The organism is Streptomyces sp. ITFR-16, from assembly GCF_031844705.1.
In the GTDB taxonomy this organism is placed as follows: domain Bacteria; phylum Actinomycetota; class Actinomycetes; order Streptomycetales; family Streptomycetaceae; genus Streptomyces.
The window spans coordinates 137,068-156,349 of the sequence record NZ_CP134609.1 but is presented as its reverse complement, the minus strand read 5'-3'; the positions used below and the strand labels follow the sequence as shown (position 1 = coordinate 156,349).

Genomic DNA, 19,282 nt, shown 5'->3' with positions numbered 1-19,282 from the left:
GTCGTCAGGGACTGCCTACTCGCAGGCGACTCCGTCGCCGTCCCGGTCCAGGTGGCGTCCGTAGCCGGGGTCGCCCGCGCGGATGGGGTCGGCGCCGGCCGCCCGGACCGCGGTGCAGTTGGCGTAGTACACCGATCCGCCGCCCCCGCCACCCGAACTCGAGCCGCCCGAGCCGCCGGACGTGCCCGAACCGGTGTCGGTGTCGGGGGCGACGGTGACCTTCACCGTCTTCGTCCGGGTCACGGTCGGGACCGGCTCCGGGGTGGCCGTGACGGTCTCGGTGACCGCGGGCCCGGGTTCCGCCGATGCCGTCGTGGTGGCGGTGACGGTGACGGAGGACGCCGCCTTGGCGTCGTCGGACTTCCCCGTCTCGGCGCTGTTGCCCGAAGCACCTATGCCGACGCCGATGAAGAACAGGACGGTCGCGGCCGGGATGACGACCCGCTTCCTCGTCCAGCCCGGCCGGCGCGCGGGCGGCCCCGGCGGCATGTACGGGTCCGGCCCGGTTGGCTGGGGCGGCTGCCCCCACGGAGGCGGCTGGGACGGCGGCGGATTGTGCGGCATGGGTCCCCCAGGGAGTTCGCTGAGAGTTGACCGTAACCGGGCCGCCGGAGGCGGGGGAGGCGCTTCTTCCGGTAGTGATGAATTTGTGACTGAAAGATGGCGGGGAGGTAAACAGTCGAGGGGGTCGGTGTGGAGGCGGGGGGGCTAGGGCCGGATCGCGGCGCCGCCGGCCGGTGACGGCGTGGGGTGGTACGGGCGCAGGACCGTCAGGGAGTCCTCCGAGGCCGCCACCATGGCGAAGGGGAACCGGTCGAGCTCGAGGCAGAGCGCGATGTCATCGGGATGGACCCCCTGCCGCACCCCGTCCGCCAGCTCGGTCGCGGCGCGCGAGCCGGCGGCGCGGTGAAGGAACTCGCCCGGATCCGTGTCCGCTTCGGTGGCCCTGCGGGCGATGTACTGGGCGCACGCCAGATCCTCGTCGGCCCGTCCGTCCTCGCCGGTGACCACGAACGTGCCCCCTTCGCCCCCGCGCGCCCGCAGCACCCGAGCCGTCGCCTCCGCCACCACGAAACCGGCGCACAGCACGAGCGACGCCTCCTTGACCGCGAGTGCGCCGACTGTCCCTGCCGTGGTCTTCTGCACCACGGTCCTGCCGCCGAGGTCGACGGACCGCAGCAGGCCGGGCGAGTTGACGGCGTCGAACCCGGGTGCGGGCGCGCCGTCCTTGAGTGCGAGCCAGCCCGGATGACGAGCCTTGAGCGCCAGTGCCTCCTGCGGCGACTCGGCGAGAACGATCCTCTCCGCTCCTCGGGCAAAGGCCCAGGCTGCGACGGTGTACGCGCGCATGACGTCGACCATGACCGCCACGGACGGGACTTCGGTCAGATCGGGGATGCCGAGGAAGCGAGTGTTCATGGCGCCGATGATCGCGCATCGCCTGGCGGAAGGGGCTCGGGGGAGAATGCGGCATGGCTGATGATCAAAGCCCGGCAGGGGTGTTCACCCGACTCGTACCGACGACCGAGGACGACTTGGATCTGCTGGCCGGCTGGTTCGCCGCGCCGGAGTTCGTGGAGCAATGGGGCGGGGTCCCGTACTCGCGTGAAGAGGTGGCCGAGAAGTACGTGGGGCGGCGTCGTCCGCGTGTGGGGTCCTTTCTCGTACTGGCGCAGGGCGTTCCGACGGGGTACGCGCAGTACTGGTACGCCGGCGAGGCGGAAGGCGGCATCGACATGGTGCTGACCCCGGAAGGGCGCGGCCGGGGTCTGGGCCCGGACGCCGCTCGCGCGCTGGTCGCCTACCTGCGCGAAGTCCTGGGGTGGCGACGCGTGACCGTCGACCCCGCGGCGGGCAACCTCCGCGCGGTGCGCGCCTGGGAGAAGGCGGGCTTCCGGACGGTGTCGAGCGACGGGGAGCACCTTCTGATGGAGTGCGAGCTCGGAACGGCCCCCGGCGGTACCGTGCTTGGCTGAAAGGTGACGCAGCCCGGCCCCGTAGTGTGCGAGCCCGACTGCGTTATGTCAGATCCGGGGCCCCGCCGTGGGCGCGCCGCTGCGGGGCGCGTCTGCGAAGCGACAAGTTCGCGCCATTCGCGCACGGCGCCTTGGCGCGGGCCCCAGCGCTTCGTAAGGTGCCGTGTCAGTGTCTGGGAGCGCTCCCACTGAACAACGGACCCCACGGTCCTCCCCCCACGTTGTGCGAAGGAAGGAACTCCCGTGAACGTCACCACCCGCAGGTCGCACCGGATCCGCCCGCTGGCCGCCGCCCTCGTCCTGGCCGCCGGGTCCCTGACCGCCGTCGCCGCGACGGCCGGCCCCGCCAGTGCGGACGTACAGATCTGCGACCAGTTCGGAACCGCCACGACCCCCGGCGGCTACATCGTCCAGAACAACGCCTGGGGCACCAGCGCCCCGCAGTGTGTGAACCAGACCGGCGACGGCTTCCAGCTCACCACCGCCGACGGTTCCGTGCCCACGAACGGTGCCCCGAAGTCGTACCCGTCGATCTTCTTCGGCTGCCACTACACCGCCTGCTCGCCGGGCACGACGCTGCCGAAGCAGGTCAGCTCGATCGGCAGCGCGCCCAGCCGGATCGAGTACAACTACACCGGCGGTGCCGTCTACGACGCCGCGTACGACATCTGGCTCGACCCGACGCCCAAGACGGACGGGGTCAACCAGACCGAGATCATGATCTGGCTCAACAAGGTCGGCTCCATCCAGCCGATCGGCTCCCGGACGGGAACGGCCACCATCGCCGGCACCACCTGGAACGTGTGGAAGGGCAACAACGGTGGCAACGACGTCATCTCCTACGTCGCCCCGTCCGCCCTGAACGGCCTCAGCTTCGATGTGAAGGACTTCGTCAACGGCGCCATCTCCGAGGGCCTGGCCACCCCCGACTGGTATCTCACGAGCGTGCAGGCCGGCTTCGAGCCGTGGGAGAACGGCGCGGGCCTGGCGGTCACGCAGTTCTCCGCGAGCGTCAACTGACCGCGGACCGGACCCTCGGCCGGGTGGCCGCCGGCCGAGGGCTCCGGTTGGTCAGGACAGGAATGCGGCCAACGCCTCCAGCCACGCCCGGGGCTGATCGGCATGGGCCATCTGCCCCGCGTCCTCGATGACCGCGGCTCGGGCGAGGGGGATGAGTGGCGCGGTGCCCTCGGCGAGGTCGGCCGGGAATGTCATGTCCTGCCGACCGTGCGGCAGGAGTACAGGCAGGCCGAGGGCGGCAGGCCGCTGGGCTGCGTGATCGGGCCGCGCGCGGGGGAGCGCGCCGGCTCGCCAGGGCTTGAGCCATGCGGCGGTGAAGTGGACGTCTGCCGGCCGGTCCACGTAGCCGGGCAGGGCCCCCGCCCGCCACACGTTCGCCTGCGCGGCGGCGACGGCAGCGGCGCGCGTCAGTTCCGGACCGGACCGGACAGAGCGGGGCCGGGCCGGACGGCTGCCTCGGCAGCGAGGCGCACGGTGCGTTCGTGCCGGCCGTCGCGGCATCGGGGGTGCACTGGGCATCGGCGAGCCCCCGTTCTGACCTGTGGCTTCCGGCTTCTGACGGAGAGGCGCCGAGCGGCAGGCCACCGGCCCACGACATCTTCCTGTAATCCGCGCACAACCATCCGCGCCGTTCGCGGGTCACATCAAGTGGGAGCAAACCACTCCCGGGGACACAAGGGGGAAATATGCGAAGCATCCGTAATGTCGCAGCCGTCGGGGCCATGACCACCCTGCTGGCGGGCGCCACAGCCGTGTTCGGTACGACCGCCTCCGCCGCACCCAACGTGACGCCGCAGGGCGTCTGCGGCAAGGCGTACAAGACCGTGAACTCGGCGCCGGTCGGCTCGCTGGGCACCGTGTACCTGACGTACAACGCGGCGAACGGCAAGAACTGTGTGGTGACCATCCGCACCAGCCCGGGTGCCGCCAAGGCCATGTCCACGTACGTCTACGTCCCCGACACCGACGAGTGGGCCGGTGACGACGGGAACTTCACGTCGTACGCGGGTCCGGCCTACGTCTACGGCAAGGGGCACTGCGTGAGCTGGGGCGGCAGCATCGCCAACGTCTACGTCTCGGTGGACAACTCCAACTGCGCGTCGCTGAAGGAGCACCGGGTCACCGAGATCCGCTGATCCCGCTCGATCCGTACGATCCGTTCGATTCGCCCGCCCACGAGGCCCCGGGCCGCCGACCCTGACCACCACAGGCGGCCCGGGGCCTCGTGCCGCGCGGAGCGCCGATACGTCGGAACGCCCGTACGCCGGATCTGGCGGGCGGCCAGCGACTTCCCTCGAAACAGCGGCAATCCCATCCCTCGGTCGAGTCGGCATGCCACAGTTTCGTACGTCGCGGGAGTCGGGACGGCCACGGAGGGGAATCCACATGTCCTTGCGCAAGGGCGCCAACACACCGGTGGCGAGTTCCAGCGTGCGGGTGGAGCTCGGCTGGCGCGACGGACCCGGGGCACCCGATGTGGACGTCTCGGCACTCCTGCTGACGACGGCCGGCCGGGTGCGGTCGGACGACGACTTCGTGTTCTACAACCAGCCCGTCCACCCCGGCGGCGCGGTGCGCCACGACGGGCGGCGCCAGGACATTGGGGGTGTGGTCGAGACGATCGGGGTGGCGCTCTCCGCGGTCGAGCAGGAGATCGGGACCGTCGTCATCGCGGCGTCCACCGACGCCACGTTCGGCAAGGTGTCCGGTCTGTTCGTCCGCGTACTGGACGCCGCGAGCGGGGCCGAGACGGCGCGGTTCGAGCCCCCGGACGCCACGACGGAGACGGCGTTCGTCCTCGGCGAGCTGTACCGGCGCAACGGTGCGTGGAAGTTCCGCGCCGTCGGCCAGGGGTACGCCTCCGGGCTGGCCGGACTCGCGACCGACTTCGGGATCAGCGTCGACGAGCCGGCCCCCGTACCGGCCCCCGTTCCGCCGGCCCGGCAGGCGACACCGCCCCAGCCGCCACCCCCTCCGCCCGCCCCGCCCACCGTGCGGCTGTCGAAGATCACGCTCACCAAGGCGGCCCCCGCAGTGTCGCTGGCCAAGCAGGGCGCGACCTCGGGGTCCATGCGGGTCAACCTCTCCTGGAGTGCCCGCAAGCCTCCACGCGGCTGGATGAACAAGGGCAAGGAGGCGGTCAGGCTGGAGGACGTCGACCTCGACCTCTCCTGCCTGTGGGAGCTGCAGAACGGGGCTACGGGAATCGTCCACCCCATCAACAACCAGTTCGGCTCGTTCGACCGGGCGCCCTATGTCCAGCTCGACCAGGACGACCGCACCGGCACGAGCGACTCCGGGGAGAATCTCACGGTCAACCTCGACCACACGGCCGAGATCAAGCGGCTCCTGGTCTTCGTGGCCATCTACTCCGGGGCGTCCAGCTTCGCCGGGCTCAACGGTGTGGCCACGCTGTACCCGCCCGTGGGCCCGCCGATCGAGGTCCTCCTGGACGAGTGCACCGTTCCTTCCCCGGTCGCCGCGATCGCGCTGATCGAGAACGTCGGCGGCGAGCTGATCGTCCGTCGGGAGGCGAAGTACCTGCTGCTGCCGCCCGGCATCCTCAAGCAGCAGGCCGCCGACCTCGAGTACGGCTGGGGGCTGACCTGGACACCGGCGAGCAAGGACTGAGGCCGGTGCCAGGGCCGCCCCTCAGTCGTCGATCCCGGACCGCTCCATGCCCGCCACGATGTGCCGTTGCAGCAGCAGGAAGACCAGCAGCAGCGGCAGGATCGAGACGGCCGCCGCCACGAACAGCTCGTGGACATTGACCACTTGGGCCGTGGTGAAGGTGGACAGCGCGATCTGGACCGTCCACGCCGACTTGTCCTGCCCGATGACCAGCGGCCACAGAAAGGAGTTCCAGGCGCCGATGAACACGATCGTCGAGACGGCCGCGAACACCGGCCGTGAGTTCGGGACGACGATCCGCCAGTAGGTGCGCCAGTAGCCCAGCCCGTCGACCTTCGCGGCATCCTCCAACTCCTGCGGGAAGCCCAGGAAGTACTGCCGGAAGATGAAGCAGGCGAACGCCGAGAAGACCGTCGGGATGATCAGCCCGCGCAGCGTGGAGACCCAGCCGAGCGAGGAGACCAGCACGAAGCTGGGTACGAAGGTGACCGCCGCCGGCACCATCAGCGTGCCGAGGATCGCGTAGAAGACCTGGTCGGCGTACCGGTACGGGATGCGCGCCAGCCCGTACCCGGCGAGGGACGCCAGGACCACCGTGCCCAGGGTCGTGGCGACGGCGATCAGCGCCGAGTTGAGCAGGGAGCGCGCCATCGGCACGGCGGGGTCGTCGAACAGCTCGGTGATGTTGGACCACTGGAGACGGGACGGGAAGAACGTCCAGTCGGGGGACGTGATGTCCTGCTCGGTCGCCAGGCCGTTGCGTACGAGCAGGTAGAAGGGGATCAGGAAGAGCAGCGCGAGCGCGACGAGCAGAACGAGGCGCAGCGCCCGGCCGACGGCGAGCAGGGCCTGTTCGCGGTCGTTCCTCATGTCAGTCCTCCTTCCGGGCGAGACCGAACCAGCGGGCCTGGACGACGGTCCCGACGGCGATGATCAGCGCGAGGATCACGGCCCCGGCACTGCCCTCGCCGAGGTTCTGCCCCTGCCCGAGCGCGGTGTAGTAGAGGTAGACCAACGGCGGCCGGGCGTACGGCGGATAGCCCCGAGAGTCGCTCAGCAGGTTGTAGAACTCGTCGAACGCCTGGAACGCGTTGATGACCAGCAGCAGCACCACGGCCACCGAAGTGGCGCGCAGCTGCGGGAAGGTGATGTGCCGGAACACCTGCCACCCCGGCCGGGCGCCGTCCACCGCCGCCGCTTCGTACAGCGGTGCGGGGATGCGCTGGAGCCCCGCGAGGAAAAGGATCATGTAGAACCCGGCCTGGAGCCAGAGCCGCACGGTCACGATCACCAGCCAGTACCAGGGCGGGTGGGTCGTGGAGAGCCACGCGGTCTGATCGGCGCCGAACCACCCGAGCACGGTGTTCGCCAGCCCGAAGCGCACCCCGTTGAAGATCGACAGCTTCCAGATGAGCGCGGCCACCACGTAGGAGCAGGCCGCCGGCAGGAAGAACACCGATCGGAAGAACGCCTGCGCGCGCCGCAGCCGGTTCACCATCAGGGCCAGGGCGAGCGACAGCGCGTACGTGGCGGGCACGATGAACAGCGCGAACAGCCCGAACGTGCCCAGGCTGTCCGTGAACGCCCGGTCGCCGAGCATCGACGTGTAGTTGTCCAGGCCCACGAACCGGGTGGGCGAGACGGTGTTGTGCGCGTCGAAGAAACTCAGATACACGCTCCACAGCAGCGGAACGTACGTGAACAGCGCCAGCCCGGCCGCGAACGGACCGACGAACACCCAGAACCACAGCGCGCGGTGTCTCACGGCTTCTTCCGCACCCGCTGGAGCTCGGCGCCCGCCTTGCGGACCACGGCCTTCACCTCGGTGTCGGCGTTGGCGCCGTCCTTGATGATGCGGCTCAGCGCGTCCTGGTACGCGGTCTGGCTGGCCGGCGTCCACAGCAGCGGCTGGGCGTAGCCGTGGTCGGTGGCGTACGAGACGGCGTCGGCCGCCGCGCCCTCCCGCAGCTTGGCCGCCTTCTGCGCCAGCGAGATCCTGGCGGGGATGTGGAAGCCGTAGGAGAGGGCGAAGTCCTCCTGGTAGTCGGTCCGTTCGATCCACAGCCACTTGATGTACGCCCTGGCCTCGGCGCGGTGCTTGCTGCGCGCGTTGACGACCGCGCTGTACGCGCCGACGGGGACGGTGGGCTTCCCGGCGGGCCCGTCCTCGGGGAAGGGCAGCACCCCGAAGTCGTCGCCGAGCGCCTTCTTGACGGCGGGCAGCGCCCACAGCCCGGACCACTGCATCGCGGTGAGCCCCTGGATGAACGCCGACGGGTCGGACCAGTCGGTCGGCGCCCCCAGCAGCAGCGACTTGTCGGCCTGGAGCTGATGGAACTTGGCGAGCGTACGGGCGGCGGCCGGGTCGTCGAAACCGACTGCGCCGTCGTCGGTGACCAGCCGCAGCCCGGCGGCGTACAGCGGTGTCCCGCCCAGCACTCCGGCGCCGCCGTCGTTGCCGAGGAACAGTCCCTTGACCTTCTTGTCGGTCAACTCCGCTGCGGCATCGATCAGTTCGTCGAGCGTGGTCGGCGGCTTGATGTTCGCGTCGCTGAGCAGGCTCTTGCGGTAGTAGAGCATCTGCATGTCGATGACCTGGGGGATGCCCCAGAGCTTGTCGTCGTATGTGCGCACCACGGCCGGATTGAAGTCGTCCCGGACCGGGGCCACCAGGTCGGTGACGTCGACGACCTGGCCGCCCTGGATCTGGTCGAGTGTCGGGCTGCCCTCGAAGACATCGGGCCCGGAAGAGGTCAGGAGCGCCGCGGCGGTCTGCTCGTCGTAGGAGCCGGGCCGCCACTGGACCTTCACGCGGGCCCGGTCGTAGGCGTCCGCGTACCGCCGTACGGCCTGCTCGGTGCCGGCTTCCCCGTACTGGTGGTACCACTGCTGGAGGGTGACCTCGCCGGTGCCGCCGTCGTCCTCCCGCCCCGTGTTCGATCCGCACGCGGCGGCCAGCGCCCCGGTCAGAGCGAGGCTGCCCCCGGTGCCGAGCAGTTGTCTGCGGCTGAACGTCATGGCACATCTTCCCCTCGTCGCAATGGGCCGGCCGAGAAGGCCCGTGCGGCCCAACGACCAACCATGCAGATCAATTACGACAGAGATGTTGCGCGCACATGGCGGCATCCCCGGCGAACGGCCGGGCCCACGGCGCCGACCTGCGGAACAAGGGCGCCGACACCCCGGGTGAGGGCGCTCCCCGAACCGGAGAGCGACTCAACAGGCCAGCGCTCGAAGGGGAGTTGAGCGGGAGTCGAGAGGTGTGGGCCTCATGCACGGCATGCGAATCCCGTGTTGCCCCGTGTGGCGCCGGATGGACGCACGGTCAACAGTGTGGCGCGCTCATGACATTGTTCCGATGATCCTTGCCCCGCCCGAACGAGCCGGGTCATCGTCGAGTGCGGCTTGCGAATCCCGTACGCCGTCCCCACAGGGGCACGCCGGATCCCGGGCGTGCCACCCCCGAGGAGGATCTCTCGATGTCAGCAATACGTTCCACCAAGCGGCGGATAGCCATGGCGATCGCCGGTGCGACGACTGCGGCCCTGGCGGTCGGCGCGGGCGGTGCCTTACCTGCCCAGGCGGCCCAGCCCGAGGGCAGAATTCTGAACGCGGGCGCACCGGAGGCGGTGGCCGGGAGCTACATCGTCACGCTCAAGCAGTCGGCCGGCTTCACGGCGTCCGCCGCCCAGGGGCGGAAGGTCGTCACGGGTCACGGCGGCCGCATCACGCGCACCTACACCTCGGCGCTCAACGGATACGCCGCCGAGCTCAGCGCCACCGAGGCCAAGCGGCTCGCCGCCGACCCGGCGGTCGCCTCGGTCGAGCAGGACCAGAAGGTCCACGCGACCGCCACCCAGACCAACGCGCCCTGGGGCCTCGACCGGATCGACCAGGCGAACCTGCCGCTGGACGGCACGTACACCTACCCGGACACGGCCGGCGGCGGCACCACCGTCTACGTCCTGGACACCGGGGTGCGCATCACGCACCAGCAGATCGCCGGCCGCGCCTCGTACGGCTACGACTTCGTCGACAACGACACCACCGCGCAGGACGGTTACGGTCACGGCACCCACGTCGCCACGACCATCGCCGGCAGCACCTACGGTGTGGCGAAGAAGGCGAAGATCGTCGCCGTGCGCGTGCTCGACAACAACGGCTCCGGCACCACTGCCGGCGTCATCGCCGGGGTCGACTGGATCACCGCGAACCACGTCGCGTCCTCCGTCGCGAACGTGTCGCTCGGTGGCGGTGCCAGCACCACGCTGGACGACGCGGTACGCCGCTCGATCGCCTCCGGAGTCACGTACTCCATCGCGGCCGGCAATTCGGGCGCCCCCGCCTCCGGCTACTCGCCCGCGCGGGTCGCCACCGCGATCACCGTCGGCGCCACCACCCGGACCGACGCCAAGGCCAGCTACTCGAACTACGGCTCCGTCGTCGACATCTTCGCCCCCGGCTCCGACATCACGGCGGGCTGGAACACCTCCGACACCGCCACCTACACCGGCAGCGGCACCTCCTTCGCGGCGCCGCACGTCTCCGGCGCGGCTGCGATCTACCTGACGAACCACCCCGGCGCCTCCCCGGCTGCCGTGGCCACCGCCCTCGTGAACGGTGCCACGTCCAACGTCCTGACGGGCATCGGCTCGGGCTCCCCGAACAAGCTGCTCAAGCTCGTCCCGTAACCGCGGCACGGCGGCCGGGGGTGCGTACGGGGGAGAGTCCCGTACGCACCCCCGGTCCGCGTGTGCGTCGTGAACGGGTCAGGCGGCGGACCGTTCGTCGGCCGGGCGGCGGCGCAGTGCGGTCCGCTGGATCGCGGGCGGGTCGTAGGCCATGTCGAGCCGCCCGACATCGGTGCCCGGCGGCACGATGGCGTCGATCTCGTCGAGCAGCTCGTCGGACAGCGTGGTGTCCGCGCCCGCGAGGAGGTCGTCGAGATGGTCCATGGTGCGCGGCCCGATGATCGCGGAGGTGACCCCGGGATGGGCGATCGCGAAGGCCATGGCCAGGTGCGTCAGCGGCATCCCCGCCTTCTCGGCGAGCGGGATGAGCTGCTCGACCGCGTCGAGGCGGTGCTCGTCGCTCAGGTGCTTGAAGCCGAAGCTGCTGCGGTGGGTGATGGCCTGCTGTCCCTTGCGGTAGCGGCCGGTGAGTAGGCCCCCGCCCAGCGGGCTCCAGACCAGCGTGCCCATCCCGTACCGCTCGCAGACCGGCAGTACCTCGCGCTCGATGCTCCGGTTGAGGATCGAGTACGACGGCTGCTCGGCCCGGAAGCGGTGCAGTCCGCGCCGCTCGGCGGTCCACTGTGCCTCGACGATGTCCGATGCCGGGAAGGCCGAGGAGCCGAAGGCCCGGATCTTACCGGCGCGCACCAGGTCGGTGAGGGCCGAGAGCGTCTCCTCGATGTCGGTGTCCGGCGCGGGCCGGTGGATCTGGTAGAGGTCGACGTGGTCGGTGCCCAGCCGGCGCAGTGAGTCGTCGAGCGCCCGGACCAGCCAACGCCGGGAATTACCCTGCTGGTTGGGGTCGTCCCCCATCGGCAGATGGGCCTTCGTCGCCAGGACGACGTTGTCGCGGCGGCCCTTGAGCGCCTTCCCGACGATCTCCTCGGACTCGCCGCGTGCGTAGGCGTCGGCGGTGTCGACGAAGTTGATGCCCGCGTCCAGGGCCTTGTGGATGATGCGGACGGAGTCGTCGTGGTCGGGGTTGCCCAGGGCGCCGAACATCATGGCGCCCAGGCAGTAGGGGCTGACCTTGATCCCGGTCCGGCCCAGCGTGCGGTACTGCATGGTTCCTCCTGCGTGGGCTGTTCGTCGCGGCTCCCGCTGGTGCGAAAACGGAACACCGTTCAGCGACGAGAATACGGAACACTGTTCCGCATTGCAAGGAAGGCCGCGCCCATGACGGTCGGTGGCCCAGTGCTTCACGCCTCCGACGAGCATGTCCTCGCTCCGCGCGGGCTCCGCGAGGTCGCCGCCCAGACGGCGGTCGTAGCCGGCGCCGGAGCGGAAGCGGGGGTCGTCCCACCGGATGTCGGGGCGTCGGCCGCGAGGCAGGTGCGCAGCTGGTTGACGAAGGCGGAGTGCCCGAGGTGGTTGATCGCGAAGTGCGCTTCCCAGCCGGGGCCCACACGTGTTTCGGGGCAGGCCATCGCGCCCGCGTTGTTGATGACGATGCCGAGGGTGTGCCCGGCCGCCGGGAAACGGTCGGCGAACGTCCGTACGCTCTCCAGGTCGGCGAGGTCCAGCGTGTGCACCCCGGTCCTGCCCGGACCGCGCAGGGCTTCCCCGGCGGCGGCCGATGCCCGACGGGCGGGTACGACCACATGCGCTCCCGCCCGGACCGGCGCGCGGGTCGTCTCCAGGCCGAGCCCCGGCTACCCGCCGGTGACCATCGTCCACGACAAGGTCGTCATCTGCGAGCAGCATCCGCGCGACGGCGCCGCCGCAGGACTGGGAGCCCCCGGCCGGGGCCTGACGGCAGGTCCGTCACATCGCACCGCGACCGAGCCCTGCGCCCTTGAGCGCACTCAACGGTCCCGTGCCCCCAGCGCGTCGAGGAGTTCCCGCTCCCGCTCGGCGCTCAGACCGGTCCGGCGGTCCCGGTCCAGCCCCTGTTCCCGCTCCCAGCGCAGGGTGTCCGCCAGCAGCTCCGCCCGGGGCCGGTGCCGCAGCCCGGCCGACACCGCCGCCGCACCGCTCCGGTCGCCGAATCCGGCCCAGTCCGGGTCGGCCGCCCACAGGGCGAGCGACCCCGGGCCCATGGCCTGAGCCACGTCCTGTCCGAGCAGCCAGTCGGCCTCGGCCTCCACCACCGGTCCGGTGTGCCCGCCGACCTCCCGCGACAGCGCGACCCACTCCCGGAAGGGCACGGCAGGCCCGACCGCGTTGTACGTTCCCGTCGTCCCCTTCTCCGCACAGTCGAGCAGCCACGCCGCGAGGTCCCCCGCGTCGACCACCTGGGTCCCGAAGTCGGGGGATGCGGGGACGAGAAGCGGGGCCAGCGGGGCACGGGCCGCGCGGGCGACCCAGTACCCACTGCGGTCGCTGTGGTCGCCGTAGCCGCCGATGAGTCCCGCCCGCGCGACGAGGAGCCGGTCGCCCACCGCGGCCGCCGAAGCCTCCTCGCAGGCCACCTTGGCCTCCCCGAACTCCTGGTGCTTGACCTCGTCGCCCCCGGCCGCGGGCAGCAGGGGCGCCGACTCGTCCGCCCCGGGCTGCGCGTGCGCGGCGTACGCGCTGACCGACGACACGTACGCCCAGTGCTTGGCCCGCTCACCGAGGGCCGCCAGCGCCGCGCGGACGAAGCCGGGCTGCCACGACACCTCTACGACGGCGTCCCATTCGCGTCCCGCCAGGCCCTCGTACGCGGACGGATCCCGCCGGTCCGCCACGACGAGCGCCGCACCCTCGGCAACCCCGCCACTCTCCCCACGCGCCAGGCACGTCACCCCGTGCCCACGGGCGACCGCCTGCCGCGCAACCTCGCGGCCCACCCATGCCGTTCCACCCAGAACCAAGATCTCCATGGGCCCACTCGAACACGAACCGGGGGCCGAACGCATCAGTGCTTCGCCGAGGGCGGAAACGGCATCGCAGCACGTCGGAGTCGCCCGCGCCCAGGAGGGGGCGGGATGGGTTCAGCGCCAGCTGTACGTCCGGTCGGTGATCGGAGGGAGCAGCACGGGGCCGGACGCGCTGCCGGGAACGGCCAGCCGGCCGAGCACCTCGCCGACGTGCGGGTACAGGTGGCAGGTCGCCGCCTCCCACAGACCGACCCAGACCACGTCGGTCTCGTCGTCGGCGTCCTGCTCGGTGGCAGGGAGGCGGGTGCGGACGTGGAGGGGGAGGTGCAGCAGGTGGATGAGGTGCAGCCGGCGAAACGTGCCGGGCCTGCCGGGGCGTGTGGTGATCTGGTCCTGCGCCCAGCGCAGCTGGGGGAGTTCGGGAAGAGCGGTCACATCGAGGTCCAGCTCCTCCCTGAGTTCACGGGCGAGCCCGGCCGGGACCTCTTCGTCCGGCTGGAGGAGCCCGCAGGGAAGCGAGTACTGGTCCCCGCCGGGCCGCGTACGGCGGATGAGGCAGATCTCGCCGCCTTCGACGATCACCGCGCAGGTGCGGACCGCGAGGGCGGGAACAGGGGTCGTCATGAGGCTGCTCCTTCGCGGGTGCGGGGAGAGGGAAAGAGAGACGGCGAGTTCAGTGATGACGTCCCGGGTAGTCCGGATCGGCGGTGATCACTACTTTCTGGGGCGTGTCACGGGGGAAGGTCCAGATCCGGCCGGCGGTACTGACCGCGGTCACCACCGTCTCGTCCAAGGTGACGTGACGGAACGGATTGGACCAGCTGGAGATCGCGAGCCATTCCAGGGTGCTCGCCTCGTCGTCCCGAGTCAGCGCGACCCAGCCGATGGACCCGTGATGGGCGGACTCTCCGGCCCAGGCACGGCTTCCCCCGTGGGTGTGCGTGGCGAGCGCGGAGTCGACCTCCACCCAGCTGTCGGTACTCCACTCGGTGGCGCGCAGGGTCTCGAGCCAGTGCCAGCTCTCGGCCCGCGGATCGTCGGGCCGGTCGGGCGGCCGCATACGCAGCAGATCCATCACGAGGAGCGAGCCGCCGGCGAACACGATGAAGTCCCCGTCCGGCGCCTCCCGCTCGCGCCACCGCCGGCGCACCTGCCGGGCCATGGCCGTCGTGGCCGAATCGCTCATGCGCGGCATTCTGGCACGGAGCACCGCGCGGGCCCGCCGGCCGGGGACCTCCGCCACCACGAGGCCGCTCGCGCCTCGACGGACGTGGTCCACGTTCCACACGGCGAGCAGGTCGCCGCCGCAACGCTCGGGAACCCTCGCGCGCTCACGGGATCACTCGTCGGGGACCCGGTACCCCGGCACGGAGGGCCAGCGGACGGTCAGGACGACCGACTCCTCCTCCGCCACCCAGGAGTGGTCGACCCCCTTGCCCCACACCACGTAGTCCCCCTGCTGGGACAGCAGAACGCTGCGGCCGGGCAACTCCACCCGGAAGCGGCCGCTGATCAGGATCAGCAGGGCCGTGCGCTCCTCACCGGTCACCCACTGCGCCCGCTCGTCGCCCGGAGGATGGACGCCCCACTTGATCTCCACGGCCTCGCTGTGCCTCGGGTCGGTGGCGTCCTTGAAGTGGCCCAGGATCCATCCCCGGTCCAGTGCCGCGTCCTTGCCCGCGTTGCCCACGTACACACTGTCGTTCATGATCCAGAAACGTAGCAGCCGACGGTTTCGGACCGTGCGGGCCGTCCGGCACCGCATCCTCTACTAAGCGGTCTCGTCCGCGCGGAACGTGCGCCGGTAGGCGGCCGGGGTGGTGCGCAGAGCCTCGTGGAAGCGCCGGCGCAGATTGACGGCGGAGGACAGGCCGACCCGGCGCGCGATCGTCTCCACCGGCAGGTCGGTCTCCTCCAGCAGCGCCCGCGTGGCCGCGAGCCGTCGGTCCAGCAGCCAGCGGCCGGGGCTGATGCCGAGCTGTTCGGTGAAGCGGCGGGTCAGGGTGCGGGCCGAGACCTGGGAGCGGACGGCCATCTCGGCGACGCTGACCGGCTGGTCCAGCCGCTCGCCCAGCCACTCCAGCAGCGGGGCCAGCGAGTCGGTGACGGGTCCGGAGGTGGGCAGCTCGGCGTACTGGAGCTGGCAGCCCTCGCGATGAGGCGGCATCACCATCTGACGGGCGATCCGCATCGCGTACGCGGCGCCGTGGTCGGAGCGCACCAGGTGCAGGCAGAGGTCCACCCCGGCCGCCGATCCGGCGCTGGTGGCGACGTCGCCGTGGTCCACATAGAGCACCCCCGGGTCGACCTGGACCCTGGGGAACCGGGCGGCCAGCTCGGCGGTCCTGGCCCAGTGCGTGGCGGCGCGCCGGCCGTCCAGCAGCCCTGCGGCGGCGAGCACGAAGGCGCCCACGCAGATGCCGACGACCCGCGCGCCCCGCCGGTGCGCCCGGGCGACCGCCGCGACCGTCGCCGGGGACACCTCGCTGCCGGGCGGCTGCTGCCAGCCCGGGACGATCACCGTGTCCGCCTGCTCCAGGGTGTCGAGCCCCGCCGTGACCAGCAGGTCGTAGCCGGCCTGGGAACGCACCGGTCCGGGCCGCTCGGCACAGACCTCGAACGTGTACCGGGCGGGGATCACCGGGCTGTGGTCACCGAACACCTCGGCCCCGCAGGCCAGCGGAAAGGTCGGCTGCGGGGGCTGCACCAGGGCCACCACCCGGTGCGGCGCCGGCGACTTGGGCAACGGACGAGGCGTCATGGCGCGAAAGTACCCCAACATGTCGTTCGGGACACTGGGGTGGCCGATTAGTCCGGACCAGGATGACGTCCTGTGACCACTACGCACGCCCAGACCCCCTCCCACCCCTCACCGCTCAACGGCCCGCCCGACGCACCGCCGGCCGGCCGGCTCCCGTTGTGGGACCGCCGCTTCACGCTGTACTTCGTCTCCCGCTCGGTCTCGCTGGTCGGCGACGCGATGATGCCGGTCGCCGCCGCGCTGGCGGTCGGCGCGCTCTACGGCGTGTCCGGTGTCGGCTTCGTCCTCGGCACCTGGACCGGTACCTGCGTCGCCCTGGTCCTGTTCGGCGGGGTCTTCGCCGACCGGGTGGGCGCGCGCCGGATGATGGTCGGCGCGGACATCGCCCGGGTGCTCACCCAGGGCGTGCTGGCAGTGGCCTTCTTCACCGGCCCGCCGCCGTTCTGGCTGCTGGTGACCATGGCGGCGCTGGCGGGTGCGGCCACGGCGATGTTCCAGCCCGGGGTGAACGGGATGGTCCCGCTGGTCGCCCGCGAACCGCAGCGGGCCAACGCCACGCTGAAGGTGGCCGACGCGCTCGCCCAACTGCTCGGCCCGGCCCTGGCGGGCCTGCTGATCGCCCTCACCGGTGCCGGGACCGTGTACGCGATCGACGCGGGCACGTTCGTACTGAGCGCGCTGTGCCTGGCCCTCATCCGCCTCGCCCCGGCGGTCCCGGGCCCGGCGGGCACCGGGGCGGACCTCGCCCCGGACGGCTCGGAGACCGGCCCCTCGCACCGCCTCCGCCGCGACCTGCGCCAGGGCTGGCAGGAGTTCCGCTCCCGTACCTGGATGTGGTCGGTGATCCTGATCTGGGTGGGGTACGGCGTGCTGCTCTTCGGCCCCCTCGTGCCGCTCAGCTCCGCCCTCATCGGCGCCCGGCTCGGCCCGAACGCCTATGGCCTGGCGGTCTCGTTCCTCGGCGCCGGAACGGTGCTCGGCGGCCTGCTGGCCCTGCGGATCCGCCCGGCCCGGCCGCTGGCCGCAGGCGCCGTGGCGATGGCGCTGTTCACCGTACTGCCGCTGTGCGTGGCGCTCGGCGCCGGGCTGCCGGTGCTGCTGGCGGGCCACGTACTCGGCGGCGGGGCCATGGCCTTCTGGTCGGTGATGTGGGCCACGAGCGTCCAGACTCACACCCCGCCCGCCGTGCTCAACCGCGTCACGGCCTACGAGCTGGCTGGCTCGGTCTCCGGGATCGCGCTCGGCCAGATCCTGGCGGGACCGGCCACCGCACTGGCCTCCCCGGACCGGCTGCTGCTCGTCTCGGCGGGCGCCTGCCTGGCGGGCTGCGTCGCACTGCTCGCGACCCCGGCGATCCGCACCCTGCGCCGCGCGCCGTCGCGGGAGGGGTGAGCGGCCGGCTCTGCTGCGCGCGCCACCGGAATTCGGTGGTCGCACGGGGGCCCGGCGTCGAGAATCGGCGGATGCATGAAGTGAAGCTGTCCGACGGGACGATCACGCTGTCGCCGCTGCGGCTGGACGACGTGGAGGCGCATCTCACCGGCGAGGACGAACTGCTGGTCCGCCGGCTCAACGGCGGGCCCGGCACGCGTGAGGGCGTCGAAGCCTACGTCCGGCACTGCGCGCACCAGTGGGAGACGGCCGGGCCGCTCCGCGCCTTCGGAATCCGTACGGGCGCCGACGAGGTGCTCGCGGGCACGGTCGACCTGCGGTTCGAGGGGGACGGCCTGGCTCCCGGCCAGGTGAACGTCGCCTACGGCCTCTATCCGGCATGGCGGGGCCGCGGCCTGGCCACCCGCGCGGTCGTCCTGGCCTCCCGTTACGCGGCCGGTGAGGGCGGGCAGGAAGCGGTGATCCAGGTGGAGCCGGACAACCCGGCGTCCGCGGCGGTGGCCCGGCGGGCAGGATTCACCCCGGGCCAGCGGGTGCACGCCAAGGACGGCACGCGGTTCGACTGGTACGTCAGGGACCTGCGTACCGCGTCCGGGTGACGTCGGGCAGAGGGCACTCCACGGCGACGGGACGCGGCGGGCCTGAAGCGGCCACCCCCCCTTCCCTGCTTTCACGGGTCAGTCCGCCGCCGAGTCCGCCCGTCGTTCGTGACGCGCACGCGCCAGGCGATGTGCCGTACGGAGCAGTTCGCGTACCGTCGCGTCGGTCCGGGGCCCGGGGTTCACCACCGCGAGCCAGCCTGCGGAGCCGTACACGGGATGTGCCATCACGGTGTCCGTGGCACCGGGGTCGCCCTCGGCCGGCTCGCGCGGCTCGTGGCCGGTCCAGCGGATGAACGCCTCTTTCCCTGCGGCCGCATTGACGCGGAACGCTCCCGGACGGTCCAGCCGCGAGGCCTCGTCGCCCGGCTGGTTCTTCGTCACGATCGTGGCGAACGGCTGAGTCGCCTTCGGCATGACACGGTCGGGGGCGTAGAAGAAGAACGCATCCCCCCAACTGATCTCCGGTGACCCGTCGCCGGGTCCCGGCCTGACGGCCAGGACGCCGTCCAGGTTCTCTACGAAAACGATGATCTCTTCTGGGGTCATGCATTCAAGCGTTTCATTAAGGTGCTTGTGGAGACTTCGACCTGAAAGACGCATGAAGACAGGGGAACCCAGAGTGCGCACTCTCAAATCAGCGGCCGGGTCCCCGTCCGCCCTGCGCACCGCCGACGTGGCCCGACGCGCCGGGTACTCCGTGCAGCAGGTGCGCAACCTCGAACGCGACGGTGTCCTGCCGCCTGCGACGCGCACGGCCTCGGGCTACCGGATGTACGGGGAGATCCACCTCCGGTCCGCCCTGGCCTACCGGGCACTCGCCGTCGCCACGGGCCCCGTCGAGGCCAAGCGGATCGTCCGTGCCGCGCACGAGGACCCGCTCGCTGAGGTGCTCGCCCTCATCGACGCGGCACACGCCAGGCTCGACCGGGAGCGTACGGACCTCGGGCTCGCCAAGGAGGCCGCCGCCGCGATCTCCGCCGAGCCGGTCGAGGACGCACGCCCGTCGGACGCGCTGACCGTCTCCGAACTCGCCACCGCGCTGGGCGTGCGCCCCTCGACCCTGCGGCACTGGGACGCCGAAGGTCTCGCTGTTCCCGACCGGGTCCCCCCGCGAGAAACCCGACGGTACTCACCGGCCCAGACCCGGGACGCCCGGATGGTGCACCAACTACGCAGCGCCGGCTACCGCATCGACCAACTCCGTTCCCTGATGCCGGGCCTGCGGCGCGAAAACGGATCGGAAGAGATCGAGGCCGCGCTGGCGACGCGGGACGAGAGCATCGCCACACGGTCCCGAGCTCTTCTCGACGCCACGGCAGCGCTCAGCGCGGTACTCGCGGCTGCGGAGGGGTGAGCTGGGAGGCGC

At 71.5% G+C, this 19,282-nt stretch carries 21 protein-coding genes and 1 pseudogene; 8 read left to right on the top strand and 14 right to left on the bottom strand.

Annotated features, from left to right (window positions below; all coding sequences use genetic code 11):
- Positions 1–15: 15 nt before the first annotated feature.
- On the bottom strand, positions 16–489 hold the full coding sequence (locus tag RLT58_RS00810) for an excalibur calcium-binding domain-containing protein (RefSeq protein WP_311308388.1): 474 nt from the start codon (positions 487–489) through the stop codon (positions 16–18).
- A gap of 219 nt (positions 490–708) precedes the next feature.
- Positions 709–1,419, bottom strand: coding sequence for a 2-phosphosulfolactate phosphatase (locus tag RLT58_RS00805; protein WP_311308387.1), 711 nt, complete (start codon positions 1,417–1,419; stop codon positions 709–711).
- A 53-nt stretch (positions 1,420–1,472) separates the two neighbouring features.
- Between RLT58_RS00805 and RLT58_RS00800 the strand changes: the two genes are divergently transcribed.
- Positions 1,473–1,976 carry a GNAT family N-acetyltransferase gene (locus RLT58_RS00800; protein WP_311308386.1) on the top strand — a complete coding sequence of 168 codons (504 nt, stop codon included), beginning with the start codon at positions 1,473–1,475 and terminating at the stop codon, positions 1,974–1,976.
- A 243-nt stretch (positions 1,977–2,219) separates the two neighbouring features.
- Positions 2,220–2,996 (top strand): GH12 family glycosyl hydrolase domain-containing protein, encoded by a 777-nt coding sequence (locus RLT58_RS00795; RefSeq protein WP_311308385.1) that lies wholly within the window; start codon positions 2,220–2,222, stop codon positions 2,994–2,996.
- 51 nt (positions 2,997–3,047) lie between these two features.
- Here RLT58_RS00795 and RLT58_RS00790 read toward each other — a convergent pair whose 3' ends face one another.
- Complete coding sequence (locus RLT58_RS00790) at positions 3,048–3,191, bottom strand: alpha/beta fold hydrolase (protein WP_311308384.1); 144 nt, start codon at positions 3,189–3,191, stop codon at positions 3,048–3,050.
- 491 nt (positions 3,192–3,682) lie between these two features.
- Between RLT58_RS00790 and RLT58_RS00785 the strand changes: the two genes are divergently transcribed.
- Both RLT58_RS00785 and RLT58_RS00780 read left to right on the top strand, forming a co-directional pair.
- Positions 3,683–4,132, top strand: a complete 450-nt coding sequence (locus tag RLT58_RS00785; RefSeq protein ID WP_311308383.1) for a spore-associated protein — start codon at positions 3,683–3,685, stop codon at positions 4,130–4,132.
- 250 nt (positions 4,133–4,382) lie between these two features.
- The gene (locus tag RLT58_RS00780; protein WP_311308382.1) at positions 4,383–5,627 is read left to right on the top strand and encodes a TerD family protein; all 1,245 of its coding nucleotides are present in this window, start codon (positions 4,383–4,385) and stop codon (positions 5,625–5,627) included.
- A 21-nt stretch (positions 5,628–5,648) separates the two neighbouring features.
- On the opposite strand, the gene RLT58_RS00775 is transcribed toward RLT58_RS00780, so the two are convergent.
- The 3 genes from RLT58_RS00775 to RLT58_RS00765 are packed head-to-tail and all read right to left on the bottom strand — an operon-like array spanning position 5,649 to position 8,645.
- Positions 5,649–6,497, bottom strand: a complete 849-nt coding sequence (locus RLT58_RS00775; RefSeq protein ID WP_311308381.1) for a carbohydrate ABC transporter permease — start codon at positions 6,495–6,497, stop codon at positions 5,649–5,651.
- Between the two features lies 1 nt (position 6,498).
- Positions 6,499–7,392: a carbohydrate ABC transporter permease gene (locus RLT58_RS00770; RefSeq protein WP_311308380.1), complete on the bottom strand. Its 894-nt coding sequence runs from the start codon at positions 7,390–7,392 to the stop codon at positions 6,499–6,501.
- Positions 7,389–8,645, bottom strand: a complete 1,257-nt coding sequence (locus tag RLT58_RS00765) for an ABC transporter substrate-binding protein (RefSeq protein WP_311308379.1) — start codon at positions 8,643–8,645, stop codon at positions 7,389–7,391. Before RLT58_RS00765 ends, RLT58_RS00770 begins: the two co-directional genes overlap by 4 nt.
- Positions 8,646–9,106: 461 nt before the next feature.
- Between RLT58_RS00765 and RLT58_RS00760 the strand changes: the two genes are divergently transcribed.
- The gene (locus RLT58_RS00760) at positions 9,107–10,318 is read left to right on the top strand and encodes a S8 family peptidase (protein ID WP_311308378.1); all 1,212 of its coding nucleotides are present in this window, start codon (positions 9,107–9,109) and stop codon (positions 10,316–10,318) included.
- 78 nt (positions 10,319–10,396) lie between these two features.
- On the opposite strand, the gene RLT58_RS00755 is transcribed toward RLT58_RS00760, so the two are convergent.
- The 7 genes and pseudogenes from RLT58_RS00755 to RLT58_RS00725 all read right to left on the bottom strand — a co-directional run bounded on the left by RLT58_RS00755 (position 10,397) and on the right by RLT58_RS00725 (position 15,922).
- A complete protein-coding gene (locus RLT58_RS00755) occupies positions 10,397–11,425 on the bottom strand; it encodes an aldo/keto reductase (RefSeq protein WP_311314384.1) in 1,029 nt (342 codons plus the stop codon).
- 257 nt (positions 11,426–11,682) lie between these two features.
- Positions 11,683–12,009 (bottom strand): annotated as a pseudogene (locus RLT58_RS00750) (SDR family NAD(P)-dependent oxidoreductase); the annotation flags it as partial.
- Positions 12,010–12,165: 156 nt separating this feature from the next.
- A complete protein-coding gene (locus RLT58_RS00745; RefSeq protein WP_311308377.1) occupies positions 12,166–13,164 on the bottom strand; it encodes a Rossmann-fold NAD(P)-binding domain-containing protein in 999 nt (332 codons plus the stop codon).
- A gap of 111 nt (positions 13,165–13,275) precedes the next feature.
- A complete protein-coding gene (locus RLT58_RS00740) occupies positions 13,276–13,785 on the bottom strand; it encodes an NUDIX hydrolase (protein WP_311308376.1) in 510 nt (169 codons plus the stop codon).
- Positions 13,786–13,834: 49 nt separating this feature from the next.
- The gene (locus RLT58_RS00735) at positions 13,835–14,347 is read right to left on the bottom strand and encodes a hypothetical protein (protein ID WP_311308375.1); all 513 of its coding nucleotides are present in this window, start codon (positions 14,345–14,347) and stop codon (positions 13,835–13,837) included.
- Positions 14,348–14,500: 153 nt separating this feature from the next.
- Positions 14,501–14,869 (bottom strand): cupin domain-containing protein, encoded by a 369-nt coding sequence (locus RLT58_RS00730; RefSeq protein ID WP_311308374.1) that lies wholly within the window; start codon positions 14,867–14,869, stop codon positions 14,501–14,503.
- 63 nt (positions 14,870–14,932) lie between these two features.
- Positions 14,933–15,922, bottom strand: coding sequence for a GlxA family transcriptional regulator (locus RLT58_RS00725; protein WP_311308373.1), 990 nt, complete (start codon positions 15,920–15,922; stop codon positions 14,933–14,935).
- A 72-nt stretch (positions 15,923–15,994) separates the two neighbouring features.
- Between RLT58_RS00725 and RLT58_RS00720 the strand changes: the two genes are divergently transcribed.
- Both RLT58_RS00720 and RLT58_RS00715 read left to right on the top strand, forming a co-directional pair.
- The gene (locus RLT58_RS00720) at positions 15,995–17,314 is read left to right on the top strand and encodes an MFS transporter (protein WP_311308372.1); all 1,320 of its coding nucleotides are present in this window, start codon (positions 15,995–15,997) and stop codon (positions 17,312–17,314) included.
- A gap of 71 nt (positions 17,315–17,385) precedes the next feature.
- The gene (locus RLT58_RS00715) at positions 17,386–17,913 is read left to right on the top strand and encodes a GNAT family N-acetyltransferase (protein ID WP_311308371.1); all 528 of its coding nucleotides are present in this window, start codon (positions 17,386–17,388) and stop codon (positions 17,911–17,913) included.
- A 78-nt stretch (positions 17,914–17,991) separates the two neighbouring features.
- Here RLT58_RS00715 and RLT58_RS00710 read toward each other — a convergent pair whose 3' ends face one another.
- The gene (locus RLT58_RS00710; protein WP_311308370.1) at positions 17,992–18,462 is read right to left on the bottom strand and encodes a DUF6194 family protein; all 471 of its coding nucleotides are present in this window, start codon (positions 18,460–18,462) and stop codon (positions 17,992–17,994) included.
- A 73-nt stretch (positions 18,463–18,535) separates the two neighbouring features.
- Between RLT58_RS00710 and RLT58_RS00705 the strand changes: the two genes are divergently transcribed.
- Positions 18,536–19,270 carry a MerR family transcriptional regulator gene (locus tag RLT58_RS00705; protein ID WP_311308369.1) on the top strand — a complete coding sequence of 245 codons (735 nt, stop codon included), beginning with the start codon at positions 18,536–18,538 and terminating at the stop codon, positions 19,268–19,270.
- Positions 19,271–19,282 lie beyond the last annotated feature (12 nt).